Below are 18467 nucleotides of genomic sequence, written 5' to 3' on the forward strand. Positions count from 1 at the left end.
AATCAGGCAGTTAGCGGCGGCGCCGTGGGCCCAGACGGCTTCCGGCCGCTCGACTTCCGGTGCCCGATTCGATTATAAGGCATTGTTCTTGCGATTGAAAACGACTTTCCGTCCAGGCACTAGGTAGCCAGACGGCGACGTTACGCCAGCGACTGGCTTCAATGAGGCCGCGGCGAATCGCCGCGGAATTCTTTAGACACCTTCCGCCCGACCCTTGACCGGCTCGCCGCTTCAATGAGGCCGCGGCGAATCGCCGCGGAATTCCTCGGGCCGTGGGTCGAGTGGGACGGGGTCGCGCAGGCTTCAATGAGGCCGCGGCGAATCGCCGCGGAATTCCGGGTCACAGGCCGTGATGCTGCGACCGGCAGCGGTGCTTCAATGAGGCCGCGGCGAATCGCCGCGGAATTCTGCTTGGATATCGCTGCAGTACCGCTATCTGCCGGTACGCTTCAATGAGGCCGCGGCGAATCGCCGCGGAATTCTCAATGAGCCTAGATGTCACGCTCACGGCGACAAGGCTTCAATGAGGCCGCGGCGAATCGCCGCGGAATTCGTCGATATGAGCGACTTGGCGCGCTGGTCGTATGCTGCTTCAATGAGGCCGCGGCGAATCGCCGCGGAATTCGTCGGCTTGATCCTGCGCACCCAGTCAGGGCGCAACGCTTCAATGAGGCCGCGGCGAATCGCCGCGGAATTCATCGTGTTCGAGTGCGAGTATCGGATCGAGGCCGGCGCTTCAATGAGGCCGCGGCGAATCGCCGCGGAATTCTTACGACGCGCCGATGGCGCGACAAGAAACGACGCGCTTCAATGAGGCCGCGGCGAATCGCCGCGGAATTCGGAATCTGTCTTGCGGATGCTCAACTTGGACTTGCGCTTCAATGAGGCCGCGGCGAATCGCCGCGGAATTCGACGAGACCGAAACTTGCTCTTTCGAGTTCACCATGCTTCAATGAGGCCGCGGCGAATCGCCGCGGAATTCGAATATGGTCGGGTCTTTCTCGACAAGATCATCGACATCGCTTCAATGAGGCCGCGGCGAATCGCCGCGGAATTCTCCATTCTTCACCTATACGGTTTTTTTTTGGTAGTTGCTTCAATGAGGCCGCGGCGAATCGCCGCGGAATTCCTGGGGGCGGGGGGGGATCAAAACAAAATCTTGGCCGCTTCAATGAGGCCGCGGCGAATCGCCGCGGAATTCGCGGCTGAATCCGGCCGCCCGGATCGCTTGAGGGCAACGCTTCAATGAGGCCGCGGCGAATCGCCGCGGAATTCGTGGCGGTGGCGGTACTCCTGAGATACCCAATCCGTGCGCTTCAATGAGGCCGCGGCGAATCGCCGCGGAATTCTTGTGCTAGAATCGTGATACACCGATTTTCCCCCTGGCTTCAATGAGGCCGCGGCGAATCGCCGCGGAATTCCGCTCGCGTTTGCGACCATAAATGGTGCGGGTCGGGGAAGGTTTTGCGAGGGCTGAACATGTGAATAGCCAAGAGGAGGTGGGGCGGTTCGAGCGTCGGGTTCAGATTGTACCGTAATTTGCGGTTTTTTAAAGAGCAAAGCTTTTCGAGCGCTGCCAGGGGTTTATGTGGCGGACGAGCGCTCGCTCGGTGTCGGCGGATGCGTGCGTCGGTACGACAGTCCGGATGTGGCTAAGTTCTCGGGTGATTATGGAGCGGTTCTGGCGTGATTGGTAGTCGGGTGGCGCATTCTCAGACGATCACGGGTTCGTGTTCGATCGGGGTGTAGTTGCGCTTGCCGAGGCTGACGACGCGCGGGACCACGGCTTCGGCGTGGCCGAGGTCGAGGACGATGATGTGGTCTTCGGTGTGGTGGATGATGCCGTCGAGGAGCGCGATGAGTTCCGCGTGTTGGACCTTGGTGAGGCGGCACTGGAAGACCGAGAGTTGGAGCCAGTCGCCGTAGCCTTTCATGATCTTGAAGACCCGGCGCCAACGTTTGGTGTCGGAGATGTCATAGGTGACGATGTAGAGACGTTGGTCCATCGGCGTCAACGAGTCGTGAAGTTGGGGTAGTCCGGGAGTTCGCCGAGGAGGAAGCGGCCGAGGAGGCGGGCCTGGACCTCGAGCAATCGCCGGTAGCTGATCCGGTATTGGAACAGCGGGTGGGTGATCTCGTGCGCCATGCGCCGTTCGAAGGTCGCGATGAAGCGCTTGCGTCCGTCGGGCGTGAGGTTGACGCTGCCTGCGGCTTGGACGAAGTCGGTTGGCCGAACCTCACCGTTGTTGATGGCCTGGAGAACGGCCGAATCGGCGATCAACGGCCGGAAGGGCTCCATCATGTCCAATGCCAGGGCTGGGCGGCCGTATCTCGGCTGATGGTAGAAGCCGCGGTAGGGGTCGAGGCCAACGGCTGACAGGGTTACGGTCCAGCTTCGGGCCAGGAGTGAGTAGGCGTAGGAGAGGAGGGCGTTGACGGGATCCGTCGGCGGTCGACGGTTGCGCGTTTGGAAGTCGAAGCCGAGTTCGTCGGCCGGGTCGGTTTGCCGGATCAGGTGCTTGAAGGCGCTGAAGTAGCGCGCGGCGGCGCTGCCTTCGACCCCGAGCAGGGAGCTGAGATCGGTCACACGGCGCACGTGGCGACAGTCGCCCATCAGGTCTTCGAGCAGGATGTCGGGCTCGAAAGGGCCTTTCCAGTTTCGCCGCAGGAGGGTCCGGGCGTTGCGAATCTTGGCCTCGACGAGCCCCTTGGCGAATCGCAAGCACAGAGTCGCGTCGAAGCTGGCGCGGTACTGAGCGGTGCGCAGCTCGACGTTCTTGTGGCCGGTGCCGACGCTGTGACCCATGAACCAGCCGCCGAAGCTGTGCCAGGAGATGGTGATGCCGCGGCTCATCAGCTCGTTTAGGACCGGCGTGGTGACGTAGACGTTGCCGAACAGGACCAGCTGCGAGACGTCGATGAGCCGCACGCTCTGCACTTTCTGGTCCTCGACGTAGACCTCCAGCCGCTCGCCGCTCTTCGCCACCTTGGCGTGATGGGCCTGCACATAGAGGGGCATCGCGGTATCGATGCCGACTGCCAGCGGGCGCGGCGTCAGGTCGGCATGGCGGAAGAAGTTGATCTCATCGGGCAGGCAGATGCCGACGAGCGAGCAGCGCGGGCACTTGGGGCTGTCGTCTAGAGGCGGCGGGATCTGTCCACCGGCGGCGACGAAGCGCAGGCCGTCGATGGTGTTGCGGGTGAGCTGGAGCAGCTCGTCATCGAAGGGGACGGCGACGCGCTCCCGGCTGGCCGCGTAGTAGAGGATCCCGGCCTCGCACTGGTAGCCGTGCTCGGCGAGGATGAGCCCCTGCACGCAGAGCTGAACACGCTCAGGATCATAGGCCCCGCGGGCGATGTGCGGGCGCTTGCCACGTTTGTAATCGACCGGGGTGACGCGGTTGCCTTCGCCCTCGACCAGGTCCATGCGGGCGATCAGGCCGAGACGATTGGAGGACAGCGTAATCGAGCGCGCGTGGATGTGTTGCTCCGGTTCGGCGTCTTCCGCCGGCGGCAGCTTCCCGCCGGGTTTGTCGACGCGGCGATGGACATGGCGCCCTTCGACGGTGTCGCTCGACTCGTCCCACTCGCCCTGGACCCATTCGAGATAGGCCAGGCGCGGACAATAGCAGAACTCGTTGACCATCCGGGCCGGCAGCAGGGGCTGGTCGAGGGTCAGGTCCGGGAAGGGTAGGGGGAGCTCGGCCTGGGTTGGCGCCTCTTTGTCCGTCTTCGCCATCGATGTCTCCTGCTGCGCATGCGGCCCGCGGGCCGCGTGCATCCATTTTCATTCCTTGGCATCGCATCGAAAATCGTAGCCCGTCCTACGTCTGATCAGACGGGTCCTGCGGGACTGAAGTTCTTATAGTATTGGTTCTGGAATATCCGCTCGCTACGGTAGATTTCGACGATCCCTCGGCGATGCAGGTTGCCCCTGTTCGGTTGACTCTGATGGATCTCTTCAAGCGTCAACAGCGACCGAACAAGATCGATGGTCGCCGGAAAAGACCAGATCGGCCAAGTGAACGCTTCCCCCCCTCGATCGAGCTTCTTGAATCCGGTCGTTGCGATGCCGTTGGTTTTGGGGTGTACGGGCAGTAGCGCCAGGCCCTCCAGCGCCAGTGCATTGGCCCCTCGCATCGTGCGAAGGCCATATTTCTTATTGGATTGCTGACTTGGATCATGCCAGCGTAGCGCATAGCGCTGATCTTCGGCTGGATCCCACCGCAGGCTGAAGTCGTCGTCCTGGTAGTCCCATGTGTGGAATAGGACACGATAGAGGTCGTTCGAATCGGTGTTGTTTCGGATGGCCTCGGCATAGGCAGGTAATCCCTGGCCGGCGGCATCGCCGCTTCTGACCATACGCAAGGCAGTGTCGACGAAATAGCCCTTGTCATCCTGATGGGCATCGCTGCCGAATGCCGCGAGGAGGTCTGCGTTTCGTCGACTTCCCGGCTCGGCGCACTCTGCGGCCCTGTGCAGCGCCTCACGATAGACCGCGTGTGAGAACGGCAGTTTCTTGTCGATCGTGAACGGAGTCGAAGATGTATTGCGCAGGGCCTCGAAAAGCTGCGCCGCAAGCGCTTCATCATCGCTCCCGCAGCCGGACAACTGCGGTCGCCAGCCGCCTTGTGCCTGACGCCAGGCGAGACGCGGTTCGGCGGCGATGCCCTGGCTTAGTGCCAGCACGCCGAGCGCGGCGAGGAAGCCCAGCGGGTTTCCTGCGTCCAGCCCTTCGAGGAGCAGTGTTTCGCTCATGTCGGATCTCCACTGGCATGGCGTTCTTCCCATTCGCTGCGGCGATGGTCGGAGAGCATCAGGGCGGCGGCGAGCGCCGCGAGCCCCCACCAGCCGTAGCGGCGTGTCAGGCGCCAGAAGCGTTCCGCCACCCCGCTGTCGAGTCGCTCCAGCTCGGTCGGCCCGCTATAGGAAAGCGTGTGGCCCCGAAATGCCAGGCCGATGGGGTGGGCAGGACCGGGATCGTCGACGACCGGGGCGAACGGCCGGCAGTGACCGTGGTGACTCTCGATCAGGTGTCGGACGAGCTCTGGATCATGGGCCTGGGCGAGCAGGTCGGGGGCGCTCTCCAGCAGTCGGACCGAGAGGAGCTCGTGGCGGCCGCCCTTCGGGTAGCCGGCCTTTTCGCGAGCCTCTTCGTAGGCCTGTCGGCCATGCGGCAGGCTGGCGGACTTGGCCAGCAGCTCGCGCTTGGTCCAGATGGTGCCGCCTTGGAGGAGGGCCTGAAAGCGCGGATCTGCCTTCCCCAGATCGTGGCACAGGGCGGCAAGCTCGATGTCGTCGGCGATCTCCTTCGGGAAGGGGCGTGCGTGGTGTCGCGCCAGGGCAGCGACCCCCTCGAGGTGGTCGGTCAGCGGCCAATGAACGGTCCCGGACGCGGTCGCGTCGTCCTCGGCGCTGAAGATCGAGGCCATGTGCGGACGGTTGCTCGGTCGCCTGGGGCTCGACAAGACGAGCCCCCCGCAGGGATGCGGGGCGATGCACCGATCGAGTTGCCGCTCGCTGGCGAGGTGAGCGGCGACGTCTTGCAGCCAGGGCAAGGAGACTGCCTCGGCCTCTCGGCTCAGGTCGGCGAGAGCGGACGCGAGGTCGGCAGCGAGGGCCGCCGGCTCCTCTTCGAGGCGGGTCCTCGCCTCGTCGACGAGCTCGCGTAGTCGTGCTCGCGCAGCGAGCTCTTGCGGCCATGCGTTGAGGTTCTCCGGGGTGAGCCTCAGGATCGCCCTGGCGCGCGACGTCCAGTGACCGCGATCCCCCTGGTCGATGAAGCGGAGTGCGCCGGTCGGAACATGGCCGAGGCTGTCCCAGCCGCCGGTCGCGACTGGGATCACGAGGAGGTCGCCCGGTCGGATCTCGCGCGGGTTGTCGATGATCTGGGCGTCTTCCCGCCCGCGCCAGCGCAACACCCGACGTGCCGTTGTGCCGTCGAACTCGTCGGCGACGGGCGCGAGGCCTTCGATGTCGCCAGCGTCCGCCCCCTCAGGCTCGCCGGCGAGCCAGCGGCGGACGGCGACGAATGGGACCGGCATCAGCTCGCCAGTGGCCGGCGGACAAAGCGCGACCGCCTCGACCCAGGCATCCCCGGCCTCGGGCGATAGGTCGGCCCGCCAGCAGACCTGGATGTCCGCTGGTCCCGCCTGAGATCCGTGCAGGAACAGCGAGACGTCGGGGCTCGGATAGGGCACCGGGGCCGTCTGGACCAGGGCGTCCAGGTGGGCCGGAAGCAGGACCGGGGCCGGCACTGCCTGCTTCGTCACCGGGCCGAGGTCGGCGGGCAGGCGTGCCTCGATGGCTGTGACGCCCAGATCGACTTCGCCGGCTTCGTCGCGCTGGTTGCCGAGCCAGGCCCAGGTCGCCTGTAGCGCCGTGCCGTAGATCGGATCGGGGGCACTGTCGGCCTTCTCCTGGTCGGCGCGCACGACGATGGCTCCGCGCGCCGCGATCGGCCGGCCCATCCGGTTCAGGCGTCCGAACCGCTGGCGCAGCGCCGAGAGGTCGGCGCACTCGCTGACCATCAGGTCGAAATCGAGGTTTGCCCCCACCTCGAGGGTCTGCGTGGAGACGACGAAGAGCGGCGCGGCGAGCTGGCGTTGCTCCGAGCGATCGGCGGCGAGCTGGGCGAGTTCCGCCTCCAGCGTGTCGTCCTTGTCGAACGGTCGCATGCGCCCGGTCAGGAGGATCGCTTGTCCGACCTGGCGGCGGGCCAGCAGCGCATGAGTGCGGCGGGCCGTATCGACGCGGTTGCAGAAGAGGCAGACGGCCGGGGCCGCTGGTGGTTGCGCGTCGTTCCGGTCCATGAACTCGCCGACCAGGCGTTCGGCCTCGGCGACCAGCGCCTCGGCGAGGGCCTGGTTGACCCGGGCGGGGTCTCGGCCCCGGGCGCGTGCGGCGATCTCCAGTCGGCAGGGCTTGGGTGCCTCGAGGCGGCGCTGCAGCACCGGGTGGGCGCGATTCGCCGAGGCCGTCGCAGGGTCGGGGAAGCGGTCGACCCCGCCGGCCGGCGTCGCCGTCATGACCACCAGCCGAAACGGCGAGGTCAAGGGTCGCTCGGCCCAGCGACGGTACCTGGCGACGGACTCCAGCGTCTGCATGAAGGGCTGCGCGCAGTGCGCCTCGTCGAGCAGGATCAGGCTGTCGTTGCCGACGAGACCGGCCTGGAGCGGCCAGGCCTTGAAGCTGCGGCCGTACGCACGGAAGAGGAGGCGCGAGCCGATCTGGTCGACGGTGCTGCAGACGATCGTCGGCTGGGTCGGGGAGCGCGCCCAGGCGTCGTCGCGGACGATGCCGCCGCGCAGTTGGAAACAGACCAGGGGGTCGGGCATTTCGTCGCTCGCCGGGCCGGCGGCGAGGCGGCGCAGCCGCTCGGCGACCTCGGCGAGGATGCCGGGGCTCGGGTTGGCCAGCCGGTCGGCGAGCGTCCGGGCGCGCGCGTAGGCTTCGTCGACGATGACCCTTCGGTCGACGACGAAGAAGATCCGCCGCGGGGCGGTCAACGCCAGGCCCTGGGCCGGGCGATGGGCCTGGGCGGCGAGGGCGAACAGCGCGATGTCGAGGCAGGCGGTCTTGCCCGAGGCGGTCGGCAACGTGATGGCCTGCGGCCAGCCGGCCCCATCGCTACCCTCGTCGGCCGCGAGCAGCCGCTCGGCGAGCGCGCTCTGCCACGGAAACGGCGAGCGTTGCCAGAGTGCCGTGAAGAAATCGGCGAAATCCTGGCCGGTCAGAGGTCGCTCAGACATGGTCGTCGCCTCCCTGTACGAACGGACGGCAGAGCCCATAGCCTCGGAAACGGCCGGCACCGACGAGGACGGGTCCGCTGACCGGCTCGTCGAACAGGATCAGAGTATGGGAATGGTGCATGCGCCCGCCGTCGCGCTTGCGCGTGATCGGCGGGAACTCGTTGCTGCGCGGCACGCCTTCGAACAGCGACACGGGATGGAGCAGCACGTCGGCTGGGCGTGGTAGGCCGATGCGCTCGCAGGCGGTCTTGACCGAGTCCGCCGCACGCTGCCACTTGTCCGGCCCGTCGAAATGTCGGTCGAGGACCACGGGTGTGACGCTCGCCCAGCGCCTGGCCGGGCCGGTCCAGGCACGGGTGCGCAGGCTCTCCTGCGGCGCGGGTGTGCGCGTCTCGAGCTCGGCCGTGCCGTCGAGCCAGTGCCCGTCGAAGAGCGGGATCGCGCGCGGCAGGCCGTGCTGGTCGTAGAGGAGGTCGGCCAGGCAGGCGGCTGCCTCGTCCGGATCGAGCCCCTTCGGCAGTGCGAGGGCGGCGCCCATGATGCGGCCGTCGGCGTGCGGGCGGCCGACGAAGGGCAGGGGCAGGAAGGCGAGATGCGGCGCCCGGGTCGGCTGCCCATCGGGCGTGTGACCGGCGAGCCACTCGGGCGGCGGCTGCTGGGGGCACTTGGCCATCACCGCACCGCGTACGATCGCCATGAGCCGCAGCGTCGCGCGCAACGAGAGGCGTGATCCGGACAGGCGCAGCACGACGAGATTCGGATCGAAGAGGCTGCCCGGGGTCTCTGCCGGCGCTGCCGCTAGCGGTGCGTCGTAGCCCTGCCACAGCCCGGGCTCGGGGCGCAGGCTGACCGGCGCGCCGGCCGGGTATTCGGCCCTCAGGGCCTCTTCGCACGCCAGGAGCTCGCTCGCCAGAGCCTTCTTCTCCTTTCCCTTGGTCATCTTCATGCGCCTCTTGAGGTCCGCGATCGTTCCCTGTTGGTCGGCGAAGCGGACGGCCCGGTCGCGGGCGACGCGTGCCTCAAGATAGGCGAGGCGGCCGTCGCTCGGGATGCGCAGCCGGTGCTTGGCGATCCCGACGGTCGGGATCCAGCTTGCCGGCGGCGGTGTCTCGTCCAGCCACATCTGGACGAAGGAGGCGGAGTGGCCGACGTGCGTCACCTTTCGGCAAAGGCGTGCCAGAGTGTCGCGCTGATCGTCCGTCGGCTCGGTATCTGGCCAGATCAGGTGGGCGACAGGATTGTGCGGAATGGCGACCGGAAAGGCGCGCGCTTGGCGCGGGCGCAGTTCGGGGAGTTGGTCAAGGCCGGCGGTTCGCAGCGCTTTGAAGCTGGCCGATGGCGCGCCGGCCAATTCGGCGATCTTTTTCGACCTTGCCAGTCCCGTGTCGTTGACCGGGACATAGTGGGTGACGACCCGGCGATACTCGGCATCCGAGACCGCCAATTCAGGCGGCGGCAGCCGCTCGAGCCATTCGAGGGTGGCGCGCTCGGCCGCCTGGTCAGCGCCGTCCGTCTCGAAGTGGGCGGCGGCCAGCGCCATGAAGACCCGGTCCGGATGCGGCGGCCACTCGGCGATCTGCTTGCTGGCCCCGTCCGCCGCCGCCATCGCCCAGCCGTTGAGATAGTGCAGGGCGAGGGCCAGCATCAGTCTTCTCCGTCGGCCTGGGCCGCCAGGTGCTGGCTGCGCCGGACCAGCTCCACCAGATCGGGAGAAGGCGTCAGATCGATGGTCCCTTCCCAGGGCAGGCCGCTCTGCCGGGCCTCGTCGATCGCTCGGTTGAGCAGGTCCACGGCCTCGGCGCCGGTCAATGCGAACCGCGTCGGCGTCTCGCCCGGTCGGTCGAGGAGTTCCCAGACGAACGGGCCGGTCGGGAAGAGCTGGCAGCGCGAGCGCAGGTCGGCGCCCTCCTCGCGGGCCAGGGTCGCGGCGGCAAGGCCCAGCGCCGCCAGGGTCGTGCGTGCGGCCTGGCTGATCGCGACTTGCCCGGTCCCTGCGCCGTCCGGCAGCGGGAAGCGCAGGCGGCGCAGCGTCGGCAGCGATAGCACGGTCGTCTGGACGGCCCGGGTCAGCGTGAAGCCGCCGTCGGCGATGCTGGGGGTCACGTTGCCGTGGTTGATCTCGGAGGGCTTCCCGTCCTTGCCGATCTTCACCGACTTGCCCTTTTCTTTCCTCGCCTCGGCCTCGGAGAGGGTCCAGTCGCCGTCTGCGGCCGCGTAGACCGGCCCGGCGCCGAGCATGATCTGGAGCGGATCGATTCGGCTGGAGGTCTTTTTCCCTTCGACGGCGCCGTAGCCGACGATCTCCGACACCAGCGCCCGCTGGAACTTGGCGCCGAGGCCGCCGCGCGGACCGGTCGAGTCCCAGAGGCCGAATACCAGGGCCGTCGGGCAGAGGCCGAACAGGCCGGTCGCGTGCCTGAGGTCGGCGTGATCGAGGATCCGGCCCTTGCTGGATTCGCGGAACGCCCGCCACTCCCCGTCCTCTTCGATGCGGCTGTCGCGGAAGATCGCGTCCGCCGCCCGGTGCGGGGCATCGAGGCTCGTGACCCGGATCGGCTTCGGGATGTCGGCGAAGGCCACCCGGATCAGCGGCAGTGCCAGGCTGCCGCGCTCCTCCAGGGCGTCCAGCAGGGCCAGCTCCATGCGGTTGGCCTGCGACTGCACCGAGTCGAGCAGCACGCAGTCGACCCGTTCCCCCGTCGCGGGGTCCACGCGCGCCTCGGTCGCGTAACGACCGCCCTCGTAGGTCGGCGGAAAGACCTTGTCGCCCGGCCCGCCCATCGGCTGGTACTCGGTGACACAGCGAAATGCCGCGGCGCTGCCGGCGACGGCCGCCTTCAGGGTTTCCAGTTCCAGGCTCATCGGGGTTCCTCTGTCTAGTAATCCCTTTGTGGGCTTCAATGAGGCCGCGGCTAAGCGCCGCGGAAAACACGAATCGTCGTCCTAACAAACAACAAATGCCGATGCTTCAATGAGGCTCTGTGTGCCCGGTCGTCTGTCGCAGAACCGAGGAGTTCCAGCACGGAAGCTCCTTGGGATGGCGTCACCATCTTCTACTGAACTGCTAGATCAAGGCCGACGGTCACGCGCTGTCTCGCATCGTTGACGCGCCGACACGTCGCCGGCCGCACAAAGAACTTGCGATGGCTTCACTTGCCCGATAACATACTAACCCGAAATTACAGTTTTTTCAAACAACAAATTCCTATGAACAATTTTTTGTTTTTTTTTAGCCAAGTGGTCGAAATAATGAACAATCTCAACTTTTCGGTGCTCGTTGTGTTGACTCTTCTGTGTATGGCGCTCGTGCTCTTGGTTCTCGTGTGGCGGCAGTAACGCCAAACGGACGTCCGAAAAGGTGACAACGGGGCTTGCTGGGCGATTGGTCCGGTTCCACGAGGACAAGTTTGCACAACTGCCCTGTCAAAACCTGACCAGGCCGCGATAACGGGCGGCCGCTTCCTCGAGCCGGTCGGCGACGGCGTCGCGCAGCTCGGCCGGGGCGGTGACCTCGACGTCCGGGCCGTACTTTAGGATGTCCATGATCAGTTCCTCGGCACGGCCGTAGGGCAGGGTGAGTTCGTAGCGGCCGTCGGGCAGGTGGCGGCTTTGCTGGTGTGGGTGCCATTGCTCGTCGGCGACCCAGCGGGCGCGTTCGCCGCTGAAGAGGAGGGTGGCGGTCTGGGTGGCGGGGCCGGCGAAGATGCCGTAGGCGTCGGCGAAGTGGGCGTCGAGGTCGGCCGTCGGCAGTGGCTCGGCGGCGGTCGTGAGCGGCTGGGCGGACAGCAGGCGCTCGACGGCGAAGCGGCGCAAGTCCTCGCACTGGTGGCACCAGGCCTCCAGGTACCAGTTGCTGCGGTACCAGGTGAGGCGCTGGGGCGAGAGGGTCCGCTCGGTGGTCTCGTCGCGGCTGCGCGAGTGGTAGGTGACCTGCAGCCGGCGGCCGCGCAGCAGGGCTTCGGCGACGGTCATTAGGGTCGCGGACGGGACCGGGCGGGCGCCGATCGCGACGAGCCGTATGCGCTCGGCGAGCAGCGCGCGGTCGAGCCCGTGCTTGGCGAGCGTGGTCTCGATGTGCTCCATCAGCGGGGCCATCTCGGGGCCGAGCAGGCCAGGTTCGATCTGGCGCAGGAGCTGATGGCAGCTCAGCAGGGCGTGCAGTTCGGCGGCGGTGAGCCAGGGGCCGGGCAGGCGGAAGGTGCGCGCGTTGCTGGAGCGGTCGAGATGCCAGCCCTTGGCGCTCGGGTCGTAGAGGATGGGTGCGTTGAATTCGTCGCGGAGCCTGTTTATCGCCCGGCGGACCGTGGATTCGGAGCATTCGAGCGCATCCATCAGGTCGCGCAGCGAGATCGGCCTGCGGCGTGCCTCGAGGATGCGGCAGAGGTCGTTGATGCGCTTGGGCGTGTCCATGCGGCCTCCCTGGCGACCCGCCAACGCGCGGGTCGGTCCGCTTAGTATGGTACACGGTCAGTCTGTTTGCGAAGGTCCCCCCGTCGGCCAGATTCGACAGCTCGTCGGGCGATTTCCTAGGCGCTGGCCGTGGCGGCCAGCATGGCGTCGGCTTCGTCGCCGATCAGGCCGCGGGCGGCGGCCGAGAGGCGTGGGGCATCGGTGACCCGCGAACGGACACGGCTGACGGGCTGAAGCCGCCGCCCGGCGCGGGCGGTGGCTTCGTCAGGCGGCCATCAGGGCGGCGATCTTCTCGCGGGTCGGGGCGAGGACGACGCCCTTCTCGGTGACGATGGCGTCGACCAGCGCGGCCGGGGTGACGTCGAAGACCGGGTTGCGTGCGGTGACGCCGGTCGGCCCGAGGCGGGTGCCGCCGCAGGCGAGGAGCTCGTCCGGATCGCGCTCCTCGATCGGGATCTCGGCGCCGCTCGCGACGGCGAGATCGATCGTCGAGGTCGGGGCCGCGACCATGAAGCGCACGCCGTGGTAGCGGGCGAGGACGGCCAGGCCGTAGGTGCCGATCTTGTTGGCGACGTCGCCGTTGGCGGCGATGCGGTCGGAGCCGACGATGACCCAGCCGATGCGCCCGGTGGCCATCAGGCTCGCGGCGGCGTGGTCGGCCTGGAGGGTGACCGGGATGCCCGACTCGGCGAGCTCCCAGGCGGTGAGGCGCGTGCCTTGCATCCAGGGGCGGGTCTCGTCGGCGTAGACGTGGCGGATGCGCCCGGCGGCGAAGCCGGCGCGCACGACGCCGAGCGCGGTGCCGTAGCCGCCGGTCGCGAGTGCCCCGGCGTTGCAGTGGGTGATGACGTCGGTCGGCGTCTCGATCAGTTCGGCGCCGAGCTCGCCCATGCGGCGGTTGCCGGCGCGGTCCTCGTCGTGGATCGCGCGGGCCTCGGCGAGGAGGGCCGGCACCGGGTCGCCGTCGCCGAGGGCCGCGATCCGCCGGCCCATGCGCTCCAGTGCCCAGAAGAGGTTGACGGCCGTCGGCCGGGCCGCCGCGAGTTGGGCGAGGTCGGTCTCGATGGCGGTGCGCCAGCCGGCGCCCTGCTCGGCGTAGCGCGCCCGGGCGGCGAGGACGACGCCGTAGGCGGCGGCGATGCCGATCGCCGGGGCGCCGCGCACGACCATCGCGCGGATGGCCTCGGCCGTGGCGGCCGCGTCTTCGAGGGCGAGGAAGTCGGCGCGGGCCGGCAGGTAGCGTTGGTCGAGAAGGTAGAGGCGGTCCTGGTGCCAGACGACGGCGTGATCGGGGGTCGCGATGAGGCGTGGTTCGGTTTCCATCGAGGGGCTCGCTGTGGCAGATTTCCGGCTATTGTCGCCGCTCGGGCGCCGCGCGCAAAGGACGGTTCCGTTCAGCGTGCGAGAGGGTCGTTCGCCTCGCCGGCGGGTGGCTCCGGACGAAGGAAGTCGGAAACCGCGTTCTCGACTGCCATGCTGATCTTTGGCAGGAGGGCCAATAGATCAGCGTCTCCTTAGCGGGGGCGCAAGGGAAGCAGCCGCAGGCGTGTGCGATCTGGATCGATGCTGAGTAGCGCACCTTGTTCCAGCTCGCTTGCCATCTGCCGCAGGGCGTTGACGACCGGCGTGCCGATTCGGTCTGGGCTGACATCATCGGCGCGGATCTGCACGACGCTGGGTTTGGTTCCGCGAGTGGCCGCCAATATCGCGGTGAAGTCCAGGTCGTGTGTGAGGACGACGTAGCCGTGGGCGCTGGCGAAGGCCATGGTCTCCGTGTCCGGGGCATTGGGCGCGCCAACCGCCGACCAGTGTGCGACCTCGATGCCGGCGCCGGTCAACAGGGCGGCCCAGCGCGGTGAGAGGTTCATGTCGATGAGAATCTTCATGTCCCGGCTAGCGCGACTTCTCGCTCTTCAGCCCGCCAGGCGGCGTAACGCAGTGCTTGCAGGATGTCTTCGCGCTCGAGGTACGGATAGTCGGCGAGGAGTTCGTCGATCCTGTGATCGGCGGCGATCTGGCCGACGATCATGCCGACTGTGACGCGCGTGCCGCGGACGCAGGCCTTGCCGCCCATCACATCGGGTCTTTGGGTGATGCGATCCAGATCGGTGCGCTCGAGTTGGTTCATGCCTTACTCCAATCGCCAGGACGCATTTGAATGAATGAACGCCGAAGAATAGCATGTCGCCCAGGCCCTTCGAGATAGCCTAGCAATCTGATTTTCCATGTGTGGAGCCGTCTTCCGCCCGGCTCGTGCCACGAACTGATAAGGATAGGATCCCGCCCGCCATGCATGCCGATCTCCTTCTACATCCGACCTGGATCCTGCCGGTCGATCCCGCCGACAGCTGCCTCGTCGAGCACAGCCTCGCCATCGCCGACGGGCGGATCCTGGCCCTGCTGCCGAGCGGCCAGGCGCGCGAGCAGATCCAGGCCGAGCGCGTGCTGGACCTGCCCGGTCACGTGTTGATCCCCGGTCTGGTCAATGCCCATACCCATGCGGCGATGACGCTGATGCGTGGCCTCGCCGACGATCTGCCGCTGATGACCTGGCTCAACGACCACATCTGGCCGGCCGAGCGGCGCTGGGTCGACCCGGACTTCGTGCTGGCCGGGACGCGGCTCGCGGTGCTGGAGATGCTGCGCGGCGGCGTGACCTGCTTCAACGACATGTATTTCTTCCCGGCCGTGACCGCGCAGGCCGTCGCCGAGGCCGGTCAGCGGGCCGTGGTCGGCATGATCGTCCTCGACTTCCCGTCGCGCTTCGCCGAGTCGGCCGAGGACTATGTGGCGCTGGGCCTGCAGATGCACGACCGGTATCGCGATCACCCGCTGATCCGCGTCGCGTTCGCGCCGCATTCGCCCTATGCCGTCTCCGACGGGCCGCTCACCCGAGTGCGCACGCTCGCCGACGAGTTGGAGGTGCCGATCCACGTCCACCTGCACGAGACGCAGGATGAGATCGTCCAGTCGCTCCAGGCGCACGGCGAGCGGCCCTTCGCCCGGCTCGATCGGCTCGGTCTGGTCGGCCCGGGCCTGGTGGCGATCCACATGACCCAGCTCGAGGACGACGAGATCGCCCGCCTGGCCGAGGCGGGGGGGCATGTGGTGCATTGCCCCGAATCGAACCTCAAGCTCGCGAGCGGCTTCTGTCCGGTGGCGCGGTTGCTGGAGGCCGGCGTCAACGTCGCGATCGGCACCGATGGGGCGGCGAGCAACAATGACCTCAATCTGCTCGGGGAGATGCGCACCGCGGCGCTCCTGGCCAAGGGCGTGGCGCGCTCGGCCTCGGCGGTGCCGGCGGCGGCGGCGCTGCGGATGGCGACGCTCAGTGGCGCGCGGGCCTTCGGCCTCGACGAGGAGATCGGCTCGCTGGAGCCCGGCAAGGCGGCCGACGTGGTGGCCGTGGATCTCGGCGATTCGCACACCCAGCCGATCTACAGTCCGGTCTCGCAACTCGTCTACGCGGCCGGGCGCCATCAGGTCCGCCACGTCTGGGTCGCGGGGCGTCAGCTGATCCGCGACGGTCAGCCGCTGACGCTCGATGCCGCATCGATCATTGCCGAGGCAAGGCTCTGGGCCGAGCGGATCGCGGCCGGCGAGGGGCGGATGCTGGGGCGCGGTTGAGCGCGCAGGGGGCGCAGGTCGCGCAGGCGCGAGATGCGGGAAGGGCGCCTTGATTTCTCGAGGTGCCCTTCAGCAGAGAAAGGTCCGCAACGGCAGGCGGCGGCCGTCGTCGTGGTGGGCGGCCTGGGCGAGGAAGAGTTCGGCGGCGGCCAGGGCGTCGCTCAAGGCGTTGTGGGCGCCGTAGCGGGGCAGGTTGTAGCGCGCGCCGAGGGCGTGTAGGCGCAGGTCGCCTGGGCTGTAGGGGACGTCGCGGCGCTCGAGGCGGCGTTGCGCGAGCAGCAGGGTGTCGACGACGAGCGTCATCAGGCCGCGACCGTAGAGGCGTTGGCAGGCGGCGTTGAGGAAGCCGCGTTCGACGTGGGCGTAATGGGCGATCATGACGCGCCCGGCGAGGGCGGCGAGGAAGGTCTGCATCGCGTCGGCCAGGTCCTCGCCGCCGGCCGCTTGGTCATCGGTGATCTGGTGGATGACGGCGCTCGCCTCGGGGATCGCGCGGTCGATGCGGATCGTGTGGTGGCGGGCGCTGGAGAGGTCGATGCAGGGGCCGCGCACGCAGACGTAGCCGATGCTCAGGATCTGGTCCTGGCGCGGATCGAAGCCGGTCGTCTCCAGGTCGACGGCGAGCAGTTCGACCTCGCGGTAGTCGCGCCCCGGGTCCGGGAACGGCGCCGCGAAGTAGTCGCGCAGCGGTCCCGGCGGGGCGCGGCGCAGGCGCAGTCGCCGGCGCCAGTCCAGGGCGAGTGCCGAGAGTCCCATATCAGGCGAAGCGTCCCACCTGATAGCGTTGCCCGAGGGATTCCTGCATCGTGTTGATGAAGATGAAGGTGTCCTTCAGGTGGCCGCGCTCCAGCGGCGAGAGCTCGTCGGGCGAGAGGTAGTTGTCGGCCTTCTGGCCGCGGCGCAGCTGGCGGGCCTGGTGCTGGACGCGCAGGGTGCCGATGAACTCCAACGCATCGATCAGGTTGGCGGCGCCGTCGCGGCTCAGGGCCGTGGTCTCGCCCGCGGCCCGCAGCCGCTCGAGGGTATTGATCGCGCCGATGCCGGCCGAGAGGGCGTAGACGCGGGCCAGATCGATGACGGGGACGATGCCCCGGTGCTTGAGGTCGAAGGTCTGGTCGTGCTCGCCGCCGTGGATCAGCACGATGTTGCGGAAGAAGCCCAACGGCGGGCGGTGCTTGAGGGCGTTGGAGGTCATGTAGGCGATGAAGATCCGGTTGGCCCGGCTGTGCTGGAGGACATGGTCGTGCAGCTCGTCGAAGAGGCCGTCCGGGTCGTGGATCGCGCGCAGGTCGAAGAAGACGCTGGCGAGCATCAGGGCCATCGGCTCGGGGCGCTCGATCCAGTTCGTGAAGTACTTGCGCCAGATGCGCAGCGGTTGGCGCCACTTGGGGTTCGAGGCCATCACGTCGCCAGGGCAATAGTAGTAGCCGCAGGCGTCGAGCCCGTCGTTGACGCGCTTGGCGAGCGCGGCGAAGTAGGCGTCGTCTTCGGGCTTGGCGTGGTCGGCGATCAGCAGCGCGTTGTCCTGATCCGAATGCGAGGTCTGCTCGCGCCGGGCCTGCGAGCCGCCGGTCATCCAGGCGTAGGGCACGGGCGGCGGCCCGAGTTCGGCCTCGGCGAGTTCGAGCAGGCGCTTGGTGATGGCGTCGGTGACGGCGCTCACGGCCTGGCCGACCTGGTCGGCCGTCGCCCCGCCGGCGACCAGGTTGACCTGGACGTCGGAGACCTTGCGGCTGATCTGGACCAGCGTCTCCGTGTCCTTGGCCTTGTGGATGTCCCCGACCAGATAGACGGCGTTGGCGCTCTGGAAGCGGGTCAGGTCGGTCGTGGAGATCACGCCGCGCACCTGTTCGCCCTCGAGCACCGGCAGGTGGTGGACATTCAGGCGCGTCATCGTGATCAGGGCCTGAAAGCCGAGCGTGTTGGCGTCGGTCGTCTGGATCTTGGTGGTCATGATCTCGCGCACCGGGCGCTGGCGCGAGAGGCCCGCGGCCAGGCAGCGGCTGCGCAGGTCGCGGTCGGTGATGATGCCGGCCAGGCGCTCGCCGTCCATGATCACGAGCGAGGAGACATGGTGCTCGGTCATGATCCGGGCGGCCTCCTGGATCGTGGTGTCCGGGGTCGCCTGGATCAGGCCTTGGCCGACCAGGTCGCCGACGCGGATCGTCATCAGGCCGGTGTTGCTCGCCGAGGTGTCCTTGATCTCGGCCAGCGCGGTGCGCAGCCGCTCGCCCATCGGCTGCTCGAAGTGGGCGGCGAAGGCCTCGTGGCGGGCGCGCAGGTCGGCGAGGTCGGCGCAGGGCAGGGCGTAGACCAGGGTGTCCTCGGCGGTGAGGCCTTTGTGGCTGGCGTTCGGTTCGTCCGGCAGGCAGTCGCTCGGGCAGAGGTCGCCCTCGGCGAGCTTGCCCGTCAACTCGCCCTCGGCGTCGCGTAGTTCGACGGCGCCCCGGCGCAGGATATAGAGCTGGGGGGCGCCTTCGTCGCGCGGGGGGAACTGACTGCCGCGGCGGAAGTAGCGTACGGAGAGGCGCTTGGGCAGCTGCTCGAGCACCTCGGGTGGCAGCAGCGCGAACGGGTGGTGGCGGGCGAGAAAGTCGCGGATCTCGATCAGCTCCACGTCCATCGTCGATTCCTCGGCTGGTGTTGACCGGGCAACGATAACCCAGTTCGTCCGGTCAT

Annotated in this window: 13 protein-coding genes and 1 CRISPR repeat array; of the genes, 1 reads left to right on the plus strand and 12 read right to left on the minus strand. The window is 67.8% G+C overall.

What is annotated here, in order from left to right:
- The first annotated feature begins 155 nt into the window (after positions 1–155).
- Positions 156–1421: direct repeats of the CRISPR family, unit length 36 nt; unit sequence GCTTCAATGAGGCCGCGGCGAATCGCCGCGGAATTC.
- 291 nt (positions 1422–1712) lie between these two features.
- The 10 genes from cas2 to CKO41_RS04670 all read right to left on the minus strand — a co-directional run bounded on the left by cas2 (position 1713) and on the right by CKO41_RS04670 (position 14289).
- A complete protein-coding gene (gene cas2 / locus CKO41_RS04625) occupies positions 1713–2006 on the minus strand; it encodes a CRISPR-associated endonuclease Cas2 (RefSeq protein ID WP_200381388.1) in 294 nt (97 codons plus the stop codon).
- A 5-nt stretch (positions 2007–2011) separates the two neighbouring features.
- Positions 2012–3739, minus strand: a complete 1728-nt coding sequence (cas4g/cas1g, locus tag CKO41_RS04630) for a CRISPR-associated endonuclease Cas4g/Cas1g (RefSeq protein WP_200381389.1) — start codon at positions 3737–3739, stop codon at positions 2012–2014.
- Positions 3740–3834: 95 nt separating this feature from the next.
- A complete protein-coding gene (locus CKO41_RS04635) occupies positions 3835–4758 on the minus strand; it encodes a type I-G CRISPR-associated protein, Cas3-extension family (protein ID WP_200381390.1) in 924 nt (307 codons plus the stop codon).
- On the minus strand, positions 4755–7751 hold the full coding sequence (gene cas3g / locus CKO41_RS04640) for a type I-G CRISPR-associated helicase/endonuclease Cas3g (protein ID WP_200381391.1): 2997 nt from the start codon (positions 7749–7751) through the stop codon (positions 4755–4757). The genes CKO41_RS04635 and cas3g overlap by 4 nt, the downstream gene beginning before the upstream one ends.
- Positions 7744–9396: a type I-G CRISPR-associated protein Csb2 gene (csb2, locus tag CKO41_RS04645; RefSeq protein ID WP_200381392.1), complete on the minus strand. Its 1653-nt coding sequence runs from the start codon at positions 9394–9396 to the stop codon at positions 7744–7746. The genes cas3g and csb2 overlap by 8 nt, the downstream gene beginning before the upstream one ends.
- Positions 9396–10613 carry a type I-G CRISPR-associated RAMP protein Csb1/Cas7g gene (cas7g, locus tag CKO41_RS04650; RefSeq protein ID WP_200381393.1) on the minus strand — a complete coding sequence of 406 codons (1218 nt, stop codon included), beginning with the start codon at positions 10611–10613 and terminating at the stop codon, positions 9396–9398. The genes csb2 and cas7g overlap by 1 nt, the downstream gene beginning before the upstream one ends.
- 561 nt (positions 10614–11174) lie before the next feature.
- The gene (locus tag CKO41_RS04655) at positions 11175–12161 is read right to left on the minus strand and encodes a helix-turn-helix transcriptional regulator (protein WP_200381394.1); all 987 of its coding nucleotides are present in this window, start codon (positions 12159–12161) and stop codon (positions 11175–11177) included.
- A gap of 264 nt (positions 12162–12425) precedes the next feature.
- A complete protein-coding gene (gene mtnA, locus CKO41_RS04660; RefSeq protein WP_200381395.1) occupies positions 12426–13484 on the minus strand; it encodes an S-methyl-5-thioribose-1-phosphate isomerase in 1059 nt (352 codons plus the stop codon).
- 191 nt (positions 13485–13675) lie between these two features.
- Positions 13676–14047 (minus strand): DUF5615 family PIN-like protein, encoded by a 372-nt coding sequence (locus CKO41_RS04665; protein ID WP_200253807.1) that lies wholly within the window; start codon positions 14045–14047, stop codon positions 13676–13678.
- Positions 14044–14289: a DUF433 domain-containing protein gene (locus CKO41_RS04670; protein WP_200253805.1), complete on the minus strand. Its 246-nt coding sequence runs from the start codon at positions 14287–14289 to the stop codon at positions 14044–14046. Before CKO41_RS04670 ends, CKO41_RS04665 begins: the two co-directional genes overlap by 4 nt.
- Positions 14290–14450: 161 nt before the next feature.
- Between CKO41_RS04670 and CKO41_RS04675 the strand changes: the two genes are divergently transcribed.
- Positions 14451–15788 carry a TRZ/ATZ family hydrolase gene (locus CKO41_RS04675; RefSeq protein ID WP_200253803.1) on the plus strand — a complete coding sequence of 446 codons (1338 nt, stop codon included), beginning with the start codon at positions 14451–14453 and terminating at the stop codon, positions 15786–15788.
- Positions 15789–15857: 69 nt separating this feature from the next.
- Here the strand turns inward: CKO41_RS04675 and CKO41_RS04680 are convergent, their stop codons facing one another.
- Entirely contained in the window at positions 15858–16544 is a 687-nt protein-coding gene (locus CKO41_RS04680) for an exonuclease domain-containing protein (RefSeq protein ID WP_200253802.1), read from the minus strand.
- A gap of 1 nt (position 16545) precedes the next feature.
- The gene (locus CKO41_RS04685; RefSeq protein ID WP_200253800.1) at positions 16546–18411 is read right to left on the minus strand and encodes a DUF294 nucleotidyltransferase-like domain-containing protein; all 1866 of its coding nucleotides are present in this window, start codon (positions 18409–18411) and stop codon (positions 16546–16548) included.
- Positions 18412–18467 lie beyond the last annotated feature (56 nt).

Source organism: Thiococcus pfennigii (assembly GCF_016583835.1).
Lineage (GTDB): Bacteria > Pseudomonadota > Gammaproteobacteria > Chromatiales > Chromatiaceae > Thiococcus > Thiococcus pfennigii.